This window comes from Pseudomonas putida (assembly GCF_001636055.1).
GTDB lineage: Bacteria > Pseudomonadota > Gammaproteobacteria > Pseudomonadales > Pseudomonadaceae > Aquipseudomonas > Aquipseudomonas machongensis.
The window spans coordinates 3,557,783-3,572,405 of record NZ_CP011789.1; the positions used below are offsets into that span (position 1 = coordinate 3,557,783).

The following is a 14,623-nucleotide window of genomic DNA, read 5'->3' on the forward strand; positions in this document are numbered from 1 at the left end:
CACCTATGGGAGCGCGCCAGCTTGATGCTCGCAAGGATGGGTACGCTACATCGGTCGATCCGACGCCAGCAAACGTTCTAGCCCCTGCCACTCCTGCTCGCTGACCGCCACGCCTTCGCGCTGCGAAACCGCCCGCTCCCTGAACCGCCTCTCCCCCGGCAAACGCGACAACCCCGCCGTGTGCATCTGCTCCACCAATGCACGACTGCGCTCGGCAAAACGCCCGCCTTCGGCCTTGCTCGGGTCGATGACAATGATCAACTGCCCGGTCCAGGGGGTCTTGGCGCCTGGATGTTGCGACCAATCGAACTCCCAGGAAAAATGCCCGCCCGTCAGCGCCGCCGCGAGTAGTTCGACCATCATCGACAGCGCCGAGCCCTTGTGCCCACCGAACGGCAGCAAGGCGCCGCCTTCGAGAATCGCCTTGGGATCGGTGGTCGGCTCACCTTCGGCATCGACGCCGACACCTGGCGGCAATTGCTCACCCTGGCGCGCAGCGATCTGTACATCGCCATGGGCCATGGCACTGGTGGCCATGTCGAAGACGATCGGGGCGAGCCCCTGGCACGGCGCCGCGAAGGCGATGGGATTGGTGCCGAACAACGGTTTGCGTGCGCCATGGGGCACCACGCAGGTCATGCTGTTGACCACACTCAATGCAACCAGGCCCTCTTCGGCAAAGGGTTCCACATCTGGCCAGAGCGCCGCGAAATGGTGGGAGTTATGGATAGCCAGCACGGCAATACCCGCCTGCCGCACCTTCTCCACCAACAGCGTGCGTGCCGCCGCCAGGGCTGGCTGGGCGAAACCGCCCCTGGCATCGACCCGCACGAAGCCTGGAGCGACATCCGTGACCTCGGGCACCGCAGCGCCATCGACCCAGCCGCTGGTCAGGGTCGAGACATAACCCGGCATGCGGAACACACCATGACTGTGCGCACCATCGCGCTGGGCGCTGGCGCAGTTGGCGGCCAGCACTGCCGCCACTGCCTCGCTGCATCCATGACGCTGGAAGATCTGCTGCAACCGCTCCTGCAACTGCGCAAGAGGAACACGTACGACAGGACCTGTGGACGGTGCGGACATCTGAAGCTCCCTTTATTGGATTTGAAATGGCGATGGCCCAAGCACTGCCTGCCACTCTTCCCTCGGCGAGGGTGAGCTGTCAAATCCGGCAAGCGCCGCAAACGCCAGGTTTATTGCAGCGCTGCAAAGACCCGACTGCATCGTTAAATATTATTGACCTACGCCCCTACCAAAGCCTTGTCGGCTCAGGCTTGCAGCAGTTAGAGCCCCCGAAAACAGGCCGATTACCCCATAAAGCCGACGCGCCAGTCGTTTGACATATTAAACGGCTCTGGCAAGCTATGAAGCATGTCCCGACCGGTTCCGCAGCCTTCAAGCCGCGCCGGCAGTGCTCGGGACCACAGGTCACGCATCAAGGGCCCAAGGCCGCGGACCTGCACAACAACGACAGGTAAAACCTGTCCCAAGGTGACATATGTCCAACAGCAACATTGGCAACAAGCAACCCTCCCTGCGCAAGCCCGTCGTCCTGATGACCATGGGCAGCCAAGAGCGCAAAGGTCACGACTATCAGGTCATGACCCATAAATACATCACTCCCCTGGTCGATTTCGCCGACTGCATCCCGGTCCTGGTCCCTACCTGCTGCGGCACCGACGCCCTCGAGGCGTACCTGGACATGGCCGACGGCATCTACCTGACCGGCGCCGGCAGCAATATCGATCCGGCTCTCTATGGCCAGGAGAACGAAACCCCCGGCAAGGCCCAGGACAAGAACCGCGACCTGTTCGACATCCCCCTGGTGCAACTGGCCATCGCCCGCGGCCTGCCGATCTTCGGCATTTGTCGCGGCATGCAGGAAATCAACGTGGCCCTGGGTGGTGACATCTACCAGAAGGTCTACGCCGAACCAGGCTTCAACGACCATCGCGAAAACCCTGAAGACCCGGTAGACGTGCAATACGCCGCCTCCCACGGGGTGAAGATCAAACCCGGCAGTTGGTTGCGTGAAACCCTGGGCACCGACGAGATCCGCGTGAACTCGCTGCACGGTCAGGGTCTGCGCAACCTCGGCGAAGGCATCGAGCCGATTGCCCACGCCGAAGATGGCCTGGTCGAGGCCATTCATGCACCGAGCATTTCGCCCTTCCTGTTCGCGGTGCAGTGGCACCCCGAGTGGCAAGCGGCGAAGAACCCGGATTCGATCAAGATGTTCCAAGCCTTCGGCGACGCCTGCCGCGCCCAGGTCCGCAAGTCCCAGGCCAGCAAACGCCACCAGGCGGCCTGACCCCCTCTTCGTTAGCTTTGATCGCGGGGCGGCGCAAGGTCGCCCCCGCTTCCCCGGTCACCCTCTGCTGGTCCCAGAACACCTCCCGTGGAAGCGGGCGGCGGGCTTGTGCCTGTCTCCGCGATCTTTTTTTTCCTGAAGACATACGATGACTGATCGACCGCAGTGCACGATCGGCCGTTTCGGTTGGCTGTTGCGGCGCTATCGCGGACCGAGCCCGCTCCCACAAAAGGGCAGTTCCAGGTGATCCGCCGGCAGCCGCCGCGCACCGCGACAGGGCCCAGCGGATAGGGATCGCTGCAAAAATTTCTCGGGCAGGGCTAGTCATCGTACAAGTTGTACGATAACTTACCTCTCACCTTGGTACACCTTCTTACCCAAGCGCCCACAGGATGCCTACAACAATGAATCCACAAGAACTGAAATCCATCCTCTCCCACGGCCTGCTGTCGTTCCCTGTCACCGACTTCAACGCCCAGGGCGACTTCAACCCCGCCGGCTACATCAAGCGCCTGGAATGGCTGGCCCCCTATGGTGCCAGCGCACTGTTCGCCGCCGGTGGCACCGGTGAATTCTTCTCCCTCGCTGCCAGCGAATACAGCCAGGTGATCAAGACCGCCGTCGATACCTGCGCCACCTCCGTACCCATCCTGGCTGGCGTGGGCGGTGCTACCCGCCAGGCCATCGAGTACGCCCAGGAAGCCGAGCGCCTGGGAGCCAAAGGTCTGCTGCTGCTGCCGCACTACCTCACCGAAGCCAGCCAGGACGGCGTAGCCGCCCACGTTGAGGCCGTGTGCAATTCGGTGAAGATCGGTGTGGTGGTCTACAACCGCAACGTCTGCCGCCTGAACGCTGCACAGCTCGAAAAACTGGCTGAGCGCTGCCCGAACCTGATCGGCTACAAGGATGGCCTGGGTGATATCGAGCTGATGGTGTCGATTCGTCGCCGCCTGGGCGATCGCTTCAGCTACCTGGGTGGCCTGCCGACCGCCGAGGTGTATGCTGCGGCTTACAAGGCGCTGGGCGTGCCGGTCTACTCCTCGGCCGTGTTCAACTTCGTCCCCAAGACCGCAATGGACTTCTACAACGCCATCGCCCGCGACGACCACGCCACGGTCGGCAAGTTGATCGATGACTTCTTCCTGCCATACCTGGACATCCGCAACCGCAAGGCCGGATACGCCGTGAGCATCGTCAAGGCCGGCGCCAAGCTTGCTGGCTACGATGCAGGCCCGGTACGCACCCCGCTGACCGACCTGACCGGCGAAGAGTACGAAATGCTCGCCGCCCTGATGGACAAGATGGGCCCGCAATAAGCGCAGCCCCGCGGCCTGCCAATGCCGCTGCCGGAGTGCCACCCGCGCTCCGGCCCACAATCCGAATGCCCCGCACAACAATAAATAGTGGGAGAACACCAGCATGCAAGCGACGAAAAAGACGCATGTACGCTACCTGATCCTGTTCATGCTGTTCCTGGTGACCACGATCAACTATGCCGACCGCGCCACCATCGCCATCGCCGGTTCAAGCCTGCAGAAGGATCTGGGCATCGACGCGGTCACCCTCGGTTACATCTTCTCCGCCTTCGGCTGGGCCTACGTGGCCGGGCAGATTCCCGGCGGCTGGTTGCTCGACCGCTTCGGTTCGAAGAACGTCTACGCATTCAGCATCTTCACCTGGTCGCTGTTCACCTTGCTGCAAGGTTTCGTCGGCGGCCTGCCGGTGGCCTGGGCGGTCGTCACCCTGTTCACCCTGCGCTTTCTGGTCGGTTTCGCCGAAGCCCCGTCGTTCCCGGGCAATGCCCGGATCGTTGCGGCCTGGTTCCCCACCGCCGAACGCGGCACGGCTTCGGCGATCTTCAACTCGGCGCAGTACTTCGCCACCGCGCTGTTCGCACCGCTGATGGGCTGGATCGTGTTCACCTTCGGCTGGGAGCATGTGTTCGTGGTCATGGGCGCCCTTGGCATCCTGTTCTCGATGGTATGGATGAAGACCATCTACAACCCTCGCCAGCACCCACGCATCAGCCAGGCCGAACTCGAGCACATCGAGCAAAACGGCGGCCTGGTGGACATGGACCAGAAACGCAGCAACGACGGCCCGAAATGGGGCTACATCAAGCAACTGCTGACCAGTCGCATGCTGCTGGGCGTGTACCTGGGCCAGTACTGCATCAACGCCATCACCTACTTCTTCCTGACCTGGTTCCCGGTGTACCTGGTGCAGGAGCGCGGCATGACCATCCTCAAGGCCGGCTTCATCGCCTCCTTGCCGGCCATCTGCGGCTTCATCGGTGGAGTGCTGGGCGGAGTGCTGTCGGACTGGCTGCTGCGCCGCGGCAACTCGCTGACCTTCTCGCGCAAACTGCCCATCGTCTGCGGCCTGTTGCTGTCGACCACCATGGTCTTCTGCAACTACGTCGACGCCGAGTGGATGGTGGTCGGCTTCATGACCCTGGCCTTCTTCGGCAAAGGCATCGGCGCCCTGGGCTGGGCCGTGGTCGCCGACACCTCGCCCAAACAGATCGCGGGGCTCTCGGGTGGCCTGTTCAACACCTTCGGCAACATCGCGTCGATCACCACGCCGATCGTCATCGGCTACATCATCAGCGCCACCGGCTCGTTCAAATGGGCGCTGGTGTACGTGGGCGCCAATGCGCTGGTAGCGGTATTCAGCTACCTGGTGATCGTCGGCCCGATCAAGCGCATCGAGCTCAAGGAAGAAGCCGGGCCGCAAGCGGCGCCGAACGCCGAACTGGCCGGCTCGCGCCAATAACCTGAAGCACGCCGACGCCCCGCAACGGGCGTCGGTAGCCGGATAAAAGCCTGAAAGAAATGACAAGAAGGGCCTGACCATGCAGTTGATCGAACATTCCGAGTCGCCCCGCTACGTCCGCCTGCACGATGACGACAATGTCGTGGTGGTGGTCAATGACGGTGGCCTGGGCGAAGGTGCGCGCTTCGCCGATGGCCTGACCCTGGTCGAGGGCGTGCCGCAAAGCCACAAGGTCGCCACCGTGGACATCCACCAGGGTGAGCCTGTACGCCGCTATGGACAGATCATCGGTTATGCCCTGCAAGACCTGCGTCAGGGCAGTTGGGTTCAGGAAACCCAGTTATCGATGCCCGCCGCCCCCGAACTCGACAGCCTGCCGCGCTGCGACGCAGTGCCCGCGGCCCTGCCACCACTTGAAGGCTTTACCTTCGAAGGCTATCGCAACGCCGACGGCACCGTCGGTACCCGCAACATCCTCGGCATCACCACTACCGTGCAATGCGTGACCGGCGTGCTCGACCACGCGGTCAAACGCATCCGCGACGAGCTGCTGCCCAAGTACCCCAACGTCGATGACGTGGTCGCCCTCACCCACAGCTACGGCTGTGGCGTGGCGATCAACGCGCGTGACGCCTATATCCCCATCCGCACCGTGCGCAACCTGGCGCGCAACCCCAACCTGGGCGGCGAAGCCCTGGTCATCAGCCTGGGTTGCGAAAAGCTGCAGGCCGGCCAGGTGATGCACGAAGACGACCCGTCCGTGGACCTCAGCGAGCCCTGGCTGTATCGCCTGCAGGACGCTTCGCTGGGTTTCGTCGAGATGATCCAACAGATCATGCAGCTGGCTGAAGCCCGCCTGAAGAAGCTCGACCAGCGCCGTCGCGAAACGGTGCCGGCCAGTGAGCTGATCCTGGGCATGCAGTGCGGCGGCAGCGACGCTTTCTCCGGCATCACCGCCAACCCGGCGCTGGGCTATGCCGCCGACCTGCTGGTGCGCGCCGGTGCCACGGTGATGTTCTCGGAGGTCACCGAGGTCCGCGACGCCATCTACATGCTCACCTCCCGCGCCGAAACCCCGGAAGTGGCCGAAGCGCTGGTACGCGAAATGGACTGGTACGACCGCTACCTGCAACAGGGTGCAGCCGACCGCAGCGCCAACACCACGCCGGGCAACAAGAAAGGCGGGCTCTCGAATATCGTCGAAAAGTCCCTGGGCTCGATCGTCAAGTCCGGCAGCGCTGCGATCCAGGGCGTGGTCGGCCCAGGCGAGCGCGTCGCACGCAAAGGCCTGATCTTCTGCGCGACGCCGGCCAGCGACTTCGTTTGCGGCACCCTGCAACTGGCAGCGGGCATGAACCTGCACGTGTTCACCACGGGTCGCGGCACACCTTACGGGCTGGCCATGGCCCCCGTGGTCAAGGTCTGCACCCGCAGCGAACTGGCCCAGCGCTGGCCGGACCTGATCGACATCGATGCCGGGCGCATCGCCAGCGGTCGAGCAAGCATCGAGGAGCTGGGCTGGGAGCTGTTCCACTACTACCTGGACGTTGCCAGCGGCCGCAAGCAGACCTGGGCCGAGCGGCACAAGCTGCACAACGACATCACCCTGTTCAACCCGGCACCGATTACCTGACAGCGTTCTCTCTGTGGGAGCGGGTTTACCCGCGAACACCGGCGCCGCCGGTGCCATACACCGAGTCGTCTGCTTCGCGGGTGAACCCGCTCCCACTGGGGGGCAAGCGAACCCGCCCAGACAACATTATTCCTTCAGCGACTACAGGAGCACCCCATGCCTGAGATCCTCGGCCACAACTTCATCGCCGGCCAGCGCAGTGCCGCCGGCCAGCAGCGCCTGCAGAGCCTGGACGCCACCACGGGCGAGGCCCTGCCCTACAGCTTCATGCAAGCCACCGAAGACGAAGTCGATCAAGCCGCCAAAGCCGCTGCCGCTGCCTTCGCCGAGTTCCGCCAGTTGCCACCCACCCGTCGCGCCGCGTTCCTCGACGCCATTGCCGCCGAACTGGATGAGCTGGACGACAGCTTCGTCGCTATCGTTTGCCGCGAAACCGCCCTGCCCGCTGCCCGCATTCAAGGCGAGCGCGGCCGTACCAGCGGGCAAATGCGCCTGTTCGCCCAAGTGCTGCGCCGGGGTGATTTCCTCGGTGCCCGTATCGACCTCGCACTGCCGGACCGTCAACCCCTGCCACGGGTCGACCTGCGCCAGATGCGCATCGGCGTAGGCCCGGTGGCGGTGTTCGGTGCCAGCAACTTCCCGCTGGCCTTTTCCACCGCAGGCGGCGACACCGCAGCTGCGCTGGCCGCCGGCTGTCCGGTGGTGTTCAAGGCGCACAGCGGCCACATGGCCACCGCCGACCTGGTGGGTTGCGCCATCGTCCGTGCGGCCGAACGCACCGGCATGCCCAAGGGCGTGTTCAACATGGTCTTCGGCGGCGGCGTGGGCGAGTGGCTGGTCAAGCATCCGGCCATCCAGGCGGTCGGTTTCACCGGCTCGCTCAAGGGCGGCGACGCCCTGTGCCGCATGGCCGCCGAACGTCCACAGCCGATCCCGGTATTCGCCGAGATGTCGAGCATCAACCCGGTGATCGTGCTGCCTGGCGCATTGGCCAAACGCGGCGAGACCATCGCCCGTGAACTGGCAGGCTCCGTGTGCCTGGGCGCCGGTCAGTTCTGTACCAACCCAGGGCTGGTGATCGGCCTGCAGTCGGCGCCGTTCAGCCAGTTGCTCGCCGACCTCGGCCAGCACCTGGCGCAGCAGGCTGGGCAGACCCTGCTCAATGCCGGGGGCCTGCGCAGTTATGTGAGCGGGCTGGAACACCTGCAAGCGCACGCCGGCATCGAGCACCTGGCCGGCCAGGCGCAGACAGGCAGCCAGGCCCGTGCCCAGCTGTTCAAGGCCGATGCACGCCTGCTGGTGGACGCCGACCCGCTGCTGCAGGAAGAAGTGTTCGGCCCCACCACCGTGGCGGTCGAAGTCAGTGACGATGCTCAGTTGCGCGCCGCGCTGCTGGGCCTGCGCGGCCAGCTCACGGCCACCCTGATCGGCGAACCTGAAGACTTCGAGGCCTATGCCTGGCTGGTGCCGCTGCTGGAAGAAAAAGTCGGACGGATTCTGGTCAACGGCTACCCGACCGGTGTGGAAGTGAGCGATGCCATGGTGCACGGCGGCCCCTACCCGGCCACCTCCGACGCCCGCGGTACTTCGGTCGGCACCCTGGCCATCGATCGCTTCCTGCGTCCGGTGTGCTACCAGAACTACCCGCAGGCCTTGCTGCCGAAGGCCCTGCAGGACGGTAACCCACTGGGGCTGCGACGCCTGGTCAATGGTCAGTGGAGCGACCGCGCGCTCTGACGCGCTTGTAGGAGCGGGCTTGCCCGCGAAAAAGATAGCGCGCTGCCTGGCACGGGCTACGCCCGTGTTCACGGGCAAGCCCGCTCCCACAGGGATTGGGCTGGCTTCTAGATTTTGAACAAGACAGTTGCCCTCACAGGGATTGGGCTGGTCTTTAGATTTTGAACAAGACAGTTGCTCCTACAACCGAAGAGACAGCTTGCTATCACAACGCCAGGTGCAAGGGCCCGGATCCGTCAGCCGGCATGGCGCAGCAGATCAACGCCTCGTCCTGCGCCACGGCGAACTCCGGTGCCTCGGCATAGGTGACCGCCCCCTTGAGCACACGGGTCCGACAACTTCCGCATGACCCGCCACGGCAGCCAAAAGGCGGCTCGAGGCCACGCTGCTCGGCCAGTTCCAGCAGCGAGCCATCCCCTGGGTTCCAGCGCGCCTCTTTCGCCGAGTCCATGAACATCACCGCAACCGACTCAGTGGCCACCGCCGGCAAGGCCGGCGCTGCCTGCTGTTCACTGCGCGTGCGGCGCAGGCTCGATGGGCCGAAGGCCTCGGCGTGGATCCGTGCATCGTTGATATCCAGTGCGCGCAGGCCGTCGTACATCTGCTGCATGAACCCCTGCGGCCCGCACAGGTAGAAGTCGTAGTCGTCGAACGGCAGCAGCTCGCGCAACAGGTCGACGCCCAGACGCCCTTCGCGCTCGTAATCCACGCCTGCTACCGCACCGCTGGCGTCGCTGAGCAGGCGCACATGCCTGAGCTTGCCCTCGGAGGCAGTCACCAGCGCTGCAAATTCACTGGCAAAGGCCAGTTGTGCCCGGGTCGAGGCCGATTGAAACACCCAGGCCGGTCGGGCGTAGCGTGTACGCCGCCCCTCATTGACCAGGTGCCTGGCCATGGCCAAGACGGGGGTCACCCCTACGCCCGCGGCCAGCAAGACTACCGGACGGCGCACCGTAGCATCGATGGTGAAGGCTCCGGCCGGCGCACGCGCCTCGATCAGGTCGCCGATCCTGACCTGCTCATGCAGGTGCCGAGAGACCACACCTTCGCGCTTGACGCTGATGCGCAGTGCATCATCGGCCGGCGCGCCAGACAGGGTGTAGGTGCGCACCAATGGCGCCTCCTCCCCAGGCAACCGTACCCGGATCGGCAGGTGCTGCCCCGCCTGGCGCACCGGCAAGCCCAGACCATCGTCGGGCGCCAGGTGGAACGAACGGATGTGCTCGCTCTCGTCGACGATCTGCGTTACCCGGTACGGACGCCAACTTTGCTGCAATGCCGCGGCCTTCAGGCGCGCCTGCATGTCTTCCCAACTGCCGGTCATCAACACATTGGGCGAGATGCCGTCATCCATGTCGACCCAGCGCAGCGCCAATCCTCCCGGTCGGCGGACGATCCGCTCGGGGTAGAACCGCCACATGCGCTCGGCGCCGATGAAGGCGAGTGTCTGTGGATCGTCGACGATCACTTCGGTGCGCCCGGTCATCTGCAGCAGGTCGCCGCTGCGCATGTCGACGAACACCAGCCCGGCACGGGGGTTGAGCAGCATGTTGCCCAAAGTATTGAAGAACAGGTTGCCATTGAAATCAGGCACGCTCAGCGTGCCGTCGACGTCGATGTGGACGAAGCCAGGCTTGCCGCCACGGTGCGAGACGTCCACCTGGCACACGCCATCGCGCACCACGTACGAGGCAACGTAGAAGGAGTCGGCGGCGGCCACCATCGCGCGGTCCGCTGCGTTCAGCTCGCTCGACTCGCTGGGCTCGCCGGGCGCGCTGTCATCGAAGACATAGCGGCGCAGATTGATATAGCGCGGGCAGTTGCCATAGGACTGGGTCGGCTCGATGGTAAAACCGCTGTCGTCTGCCCGGCGCACGAAGCCGTTCAGGCGATTGCGTCGGCGGGTGTGCAACTCGATGCCGAGCATGCCGACGCCGTCACCGTTCTCCAGCCCGGCATCCGCAGGATCGGCTGGCTCACGGGGCAGGTCCAGGAGCAGCCGGCGCGGATCGGGGGATTGCATGAAACCGGGCTGGCCGGTGCGCAGCGTCGCCCACGGATCGCCGTGCGGGTCGACGCTGCCGAGCACCACGAAAGGCAGTTGGGCATAGAACTCACGGTGCTGGTCGGGCATGAAGTCACGCGACATCTGCACCTTGCCAATCCCCACCATGCGCTCGACCGCACCGACGCTGCGCTGCAGCGTAAGCTCGCCGTCGTGCCAGGGAGAGGGCTTGAGGTCCGACGGAGGCTGGTTCATGGTGGCACCTGAACGGTTGAGTGAGGGTGTATCAATCCTTACTCATTCGCCCGACACTTAGAATCACTGCGGGTGGCAATTGATTATTTCTCTCGAAGAAACAGTCGTGAGCCTTTCCCCGCCCACAAACGCACCGATGAGAGCGGGTTAGCGTGTTGAAGCCTGTCAGACGCCCTGTGCTTCTGCCGCCTCATGCGCCTGGCGCAGCCGCTCGCGGCTGTTGCTCAGGTGCAGGCGCATGGCCATTTTCGCCCCTTCGCTGTCGCGTCGGGCAATGGCTTCATAGATGGCCTCGTGCTCATGGCTCAGGCGGCTCATGTAATGGGCCTGGTCATCGTGGGCGAGGCGCGCCGAATTGAGCCGGGTGCGGGGAATGATACTGGTACCCAGGTGATTGATGATGTCAGCGAAATAATGATTGCCGCTGGCCTGGGCGATGCGCAGGTGGAACTGGAAATCCGCCGAGACCGCATCGGAGGCATGCGCGGCGCCTTCGTTGATTTCGTCGAGCGCAGCACGCATGCCGGTCAGTTGTTCGTCGCTGCGGCGCTGGGCGGCGAGCCCGGCCGACTCGATCTCCAGGGCGATGCGCAACTCCAGGACCGCCAGCACCTCGCGCAGGGTGACGATGGTCGCCGGGTCGATACGGAAACCGCCGGTGCTCGGCGCGTCGAGCACGAAGGTGCCGATGCCGTGGCGGGTCTCCACCTGGCCGGCGGCCTGCAGCCGCGAGATCGCCTCGCGCACCACCGTGCGGCTGACGCCCTCCTCGACCATGATCTGCGATTCGGTCGGCAGTTTGTCGCCACGCTTGAGTTGGCCGCTGCGAATACGTTCGGTCAGCACCGTGACCAGTTCCTGCGCCAGACTGCGCGGTTTGCGTCGGGTCCGTGCCTGTAGCTGCTGCTCTGTCATGCCCTGTACGTTTCATCGTGAAAAGACAGCCGTCATCATAGCTCATGCAGTTGTACGATCACATACATCCGCCAGGGTTTTCATCTCGCCGCCAAAGCCCTGTGCCGAACCGCCGAGGGCGCCTCGCCCATGACCCTGCGGTACATGCTGGAAAACGCACTGGGGCTGTCATACCCCAAGTCGAGGGCAACCCGGGTGACCGCCTCACCCGCTGCCAATCGCGTGACGGCTGCCATCAGGCAGGCTTGCTGACGCCATTGTCCGAACGACAACCCGGTCTGTTCGCGAAAGCGCCGGCTGAATGTCCGCGGGCTCCAGTTCAGGTGCATCGCCCAGGCCTCGGCCGTCGTACTGATCGAAGGCGCCGCGAGAAACGCCTGGCACAAGAGCGCCAGGCGCGGCTCCCCTGGCATCGGCGCGAACAGCGGCAGGCATTCGGCGCTGCGCAGTTCATGCAGGATCAGGCCGACCAGTTGGCCGTCGCGCCCTTGAGGGTCATACAGCGCGGGCAGTTCGGCACTGGCGAGCAGCAACTGATGCAGCAGCGGCGTGACCAGCAGCGCCTCGCAGGCCTGCCCCAACCTCGGCGCCGCAACGGCCTCGATGTACAAGCTGCGCGTGCTCACCCCTCGCATCAGTACCTGATGGGGCTTGCCCGACGGAATCCACACACCGCTGTAGGGTGGAACGACCCAGGCGCCATCGTCAGTCAGTACTTCCATCAAACCGCTCATGCCATAGAGGAACTGCGCACGCCGGTGCACGTGGCGTGGCAATAGCGTGCCAGGCGGATAATCGGTAGCGATCGCCAGCACCGGACGTGGCGTGGCATCGACCTGGCACAGCGGCACATTGCGCATGGGGATCTCCCGTGGCTGAAACGCACGGATTATTGGCCAATGCTCGAATGCTGGCCAGCCCTCGTCTCCCTACCCTGCATCTCCACTCCCCTGACAAAGGCTGGCGATCATGCTGTACCCCTTGCTCGGTGTCTTCGGCCTGTGTGCTGGCGTCACCACGCTGCTGTTCGGCTTCGGCGGCGGTTTCTTCGCCGTGCCCTTGCTCTATGCGTTGCTGCTCAACCGCCATGCGGCGGGCTCCCCGGTGGCGCTGCACGCCATGCAGATCGCCGTGGCCACCTCGGCCATGCTGATGATCTTCAGCAGCGCCCTGGCCACCTGGCGGCACCAGCGCGCCGGCACGTTGCGCTGGGACCTGGTGCGCCCACTGGCTCCGGCCATCGCCCTCGGGGCAATGGCTGGCGCCTGGGCCGCCCTGTACCTGGACAGCACCTGGCTGCGTTGGCTGTTTATCGGCTACTTGCTGCTGAGCCTGCTCGATGCGTGGCTGCGTCCAGGTTTCATGCGCGTTGGCAACCAAGGTCCGGTGCCGCTGGGCAAGGCTGCGGCTGCCTTGGTCGGCCTGCCGATCGGCGCACTGGCAGCGCTGCTGGGGGTCGGCGGCAGCGTGATGACCGTGCCGCTGATGCGCAGGCGCGGCGCCAGCATGGGCATCGCCACCGCCATGGCCAACCCGCTGTCATTGCCCATGGCGCTGGCCGCCACCCTGGTGTATGCCCTGGTGCCGGCGCCAGAAGCGAACCTGGGTGCCGGGCTGCTGGGCTATATCGACCTGCGTGCGGCACTGGCAATGGCTGCAGGCGCCTGGCTCGGCATGCACCTGGCTGCGCCGCTGCTGGGCCGCCTGAGCGATACCCTGCATGCGCGGGCCTATCTGGCACTGCTGGCCTGCGTGCTGGTGGTGATGCTGGTGACCGGCCTCTGATGCGAAACGAGTGGCGAATCGCCCGTCGAGGCCTGTAGTGTGCGGGTTTACGTGCCGCCAGATGACGCGGCACGGCCCAAGGAAGGCATTCTATGACGACACTCGACCGAGCCCTGCTCACCACCGGCCTGTTCATCCCACCCTGGTTGCTACTGGGGGTTTGGTTTACCGCCCAGGCTTACCCCGGTTACCAGCACCTGCAGCAGGCCATGAGCCAACTCGGGGCAACAGGCGCACCGACCGCGGCATTTTCGCCCTGGGCCAACAACTTCCCTTTGGCACTGCTGTTTGCCTTGTTCGCCTGGGGGCTGGCCCGCCGTTGGCGTCGTTCGAACGTCGCCCTGGCGAGTGCGCTGCTGGTGTTGTTGCACGGCGTTGCGAGCCTTGGGACTGGGGCATTCGCCTGCGATCCGGGTTGCACCCCCACCGAGCCGTCGCTCTCCCAGCACATGCATAACCTCAGCGGCCTGCTGATGTTTCTGTCGCTGACCCTGGCCGCCCTGCTGTGGGTCTGGCTGGCATTGCGCATCGCTGATTCACGGCTGCTGGCCAGCGGCTCCCTGCTCTGTGCGGTGGTCTCCATCGGCACGGTGGCGTTGATGGCAAGGGCAGCCGAAACAGGCCAGCTCTTCGGCCTCTATCAACGAATCAACTACGGCGTGGCGGTGCTCTGGATAGCCGCGCTGGCATGGTACTCCTTGCGCCAGCCTGTCTCGGGCCAGGCTAAGCTGCCCGTCGCCTGACGGCAAATTGCTGGCCCCCAGGCGCGGAAAGCGAAGGCAAACTCCCTTTTCCTTCAGACGCTTAGGACAGCAACATGCGGGTATTTCTAGCAACCCTGGCCAGCTGCGTGTTGGCGGCCACCGCATTCGGCGCCCAGGCCAGGCCGCTGAGCCAGAACGATCGCAGCGTGTGCGGCTGGGGCGCGCAGATCGCCTCGGAGGCGCAGCACGCCAAGCTCTCCGGGGTGACGCTTTATGCAGCGCGCAAGAAGCTGCAAGTGCGGCGCTTCGCCAAACCCTGGATGCGCATGACAGCGTTCGGCATCACCGAGCAAACCTACAACAGCAGCTCACGCCTGCCGCCGAAGGCCATCAAGCAGACCTACTACGAACAGTGCGTCCAGCACGCCGTCGCGCGCCGATAACCAACGCGGGCGGCTCATCAACAACCCCTGTTCAACTGGCCTGGATGCCGACATCCA

The 14,623-nt window shown here is 64.7% G+C and carries 12 protein-coding genes; 8 read left to right on the forward strand and 4 right to left on the reverse strand.

Translation table 11 applies throughout. The features are described 5' to 3' along the window. Window positions 1-45 precede the first annotated feature (45 nt). Window positions 46-1,086, reverse strand: coding sequence for an Ldh family oxidoreductase (locus AB688_RS15730; RefSeq protein ID WP_063545050.1), 1,041 nt, complete (start codon window positions 1,084-1,086; stop codon window positions 46-48). Window positions 1,087-1,501: 415 nt separating this feature from the next. On the opposite strand from AB688_RS15730, the gene AB688_RS15735 reads away from it, so the two are divergent. The 5 genes from AB688_RS15735 (at window position 1,502) to AB688_RS15755 (ending at window position 8,459) form a co-directional block, all read left to right on the forward strand. Then, complete coding sequence (locus AB688_RS15735) at window positions 1,502-2,314, forward strand: gamma-glutamyl-gamma-aminobutyrate hydrolase family protein (RefSeq protein WP_063545051.1); 813 nt, start codon at window positions 1,502-1,504, stop codon at window positions 2,312-2,314. A gap of 404 nt (window positions 2,315-2,718) precedes the next feature. Beyond that, a complete protein-coding gene (gene kdgD / locus AB688_RS15740) occupies window positions 2,719-3,630 on the forward strand; it encodes a 5-dehydro-4-deoxyglucarate dehydratase (protein WP_054890769.1) in 912 nt (303 codons plus the stop codon). A 103-nt stretch (window positions 3,631-3,733) separates the two neighbouring features. After that, window positions 3,734-5,089, forward strand: coding sequence for an MFS transporter (locus AB688_RS15745; protein WP_054890770.1), 1,356 nt, complete (start codon window positions 3,734-3,736; stop codon window positions 5,087-5,089). Window positions 5,090-5,168: 79 nt separating this feature from the next. Further along, entirely contained in the window at window positions 5,169-6,722 is a 1,554-nt protein-coding gene (gene garD, locus AB688_RS15750) for a galactarate dehydratase (RefSeq protein ID WP_063545052.1), read from the forward strand. A 156-nt stretch (window positions 6,723-6,878) separates the two neighbouring features. After that, window positions 6,879-8,459, forward strand: coding sequence for an aldehyde dehydrogenase (NADP(+)) (locus AB688_RS15755; protein WP_063545053.1), 1,581 nt, complete (start codon window positions 6,879-6,881; stop codon window positions 8,457-8,459). Between the two features lie 205 nt (window positions 8,460-8,664). Here the strand turns inward: AB688_RS15755 and AB688_RS15760 are convergent, their stop codons facing one another. The 3 genes from AB688_RS15760 to AB688_RS15770 form a co-directional block, all read right to left on the reverse strand. After that, window positions 8,665-10,719, reverse strand: a complete 2,055-nt coding sequence (locus tag AB688_RS15760; protein WP_063545054.1) for a pyridoxamine 5'-phosphate oxidase family protein — start codon at window positions 10,717-10,719, stop codon at window positions 8,665-8,667. A 165-nt stretch (window positions 10,720-10,884) separates the two neighbouring features. After that, the gene (locus AB688_RS15765) at window positions 10,885-11,634 is read right to left on the reverse strand and encodes a FadR/GntR family transcriptional regulator (protein ID WP_054890774.1); all 750 of its coding nucleotides are present in this window, start codon (window positions 11,632-11,634) and stop codon (window positions 10,885-10,887) included. Window positions 11,635-11,714: 80 nt separating this feature from the next. Further along, a complete protein-coding gene (locus AB688_RS15770) occupies window positions 11,715-12,494 on the reverse strand; it encodes an AraC family transcriptional regulator (RefSeq protein ID WP_063545055.1) in 780 nt (259 codons plus the stop codon). A gap of 109 nt (window positions 12,495-12,603) precedes the next feature. On the opposite strand from AB688_RS15770, the gene AB688_RS15775 reads away from it, so the two are divergent. The 3 genes from AB688_RS15775 (at window position 12,604) to AB688_RS15785 (ending at window position 14,566) form a co-directional block, all read left to right on the forward strand. Continuing rightward, window positions 12,604-13,419: a sulfite exporter TauE/SafE family protein gene (locus AB688_RS15775; protein ID WP_196759863.1), complete on the forward strand. Its 816-nt coding sequence runs from the start codon at window positions 12,604-12,606 to the stop codon at window positions 13,417-13,419. Window positions 13,420-13,511: 92 nt separating this feature from the next. After that, on the forward strand, window positions 13,512-14,162 hold the full coding sequence (locus AB688_RS15780) for a DUF998 domain-containing protein (protein WP_063545056.1): 651 nt from the start codon (window positions 13,512-13,514) through the stop codon (window positions 14,160-14,162). A 74-nt stretch (window positions 14,163-14,236) separates the two neighbouring features. Further along, the gene (locus AB688_RS15785) at window positions 14,237-14,566 is read left to right on the forward strand and encodes a hypothetical protein (RefSeq protein WP_054890776.1); all 330 of its coding nucleotides are present in this window, start codon (window positions 14,237-14,239) and stop codon (window positions 14,564-14,566) included. Window positions 14,567-14,623: the final 57 nt, after the last annotated feature.

Excerpts from the sequence above, each read along its gene's own strand:
- AB688_RS15730 (WP_063545050.1), bottom strand. The coding sequence starts at position 1,086 with ATGTCCGCACCGTCCACAGGTCCTGTCGTACGTGTTCCTCTTGCGCAG.
- AB688_RS15735 (WP_063545051.1), top strand. The coding sequence starts at position 1,502 with ATGTCCAACAGCAACATTGGCAACAAGCAACCCTCCCTGCGCAAGCCC.
- kdgD (WP_054890769.1), top strand. The coding sequence starts at position 2,719 with ATGAATCCACAAGAACTGAAATCCATCCTCTCCCACGGCCTGCTGTCG.
- AB688_RS15745 (WP_054890770.1), top strand. The coding sequence starts at position 3,734 with ATGCAAGCGACGAAAAAGACGCATGTACGCTACCTGATCCTGTTCATG.
- garD (WP_063545052.1), top strand. The coding sequence starts at position 5,169 with ATGCAGTTGATCGAACATTCCGAGTCGCCCCGCTACGTCCGCCTGCAC.
- AB688_RS15755 (WP_063545053.1), top strand. The coding sequence starts at position 6,879 with ATGCCTGAGATCCTCGGCCACAACTTCATCGCCGGCCAGCGCAGTGCC.
- AB688_RS15760 (WP_063545054.1), bottom strand. The coding sequence starts at position 10,719 with ATGAACCAGCCTCCGTCGGACCTCAAGCCCTCTCCCTGGCACGACGGC.
- AB688_RS15765 (WP_054890774.1), bottom strand. The coding sequence starts at position 11,634 with ATGACAGAGCAGCAGCTACAGGCACGGACCCGACGCAAACCGCGCAGT.
- AB688_RS15770 (WP_063545055.1), bottom strand. The coding sequence starts at position 12,494 with ATGCGCAATGTGCCGCTGTGCCAGGTCGATGCCACGCCACGTCCGGTG.
- AB688_RS15775 (WP_196759863.1), top strand. The coding sequence starts at position 12,604 with ATGCTGTACCCCTTGCTCGGTGTCTTCGGCCTGTGTGCTGGCGTCACC.
- AB688_RS15780 (WP_063545056.1), top strand. The coding sequence starts at position 13,512 with ATGACGACACTCGACCGAGCCCTGCTCACCACCGGCCTGTTCATCCCA.
- AB688_RS15785 (WP_054890776.1), top strand. The coding sequence starts at position 14,237 with ATGCGGGTATTTCTAGCAACCCTGGCCAGCTGCGTGTTGGCGGCCACC.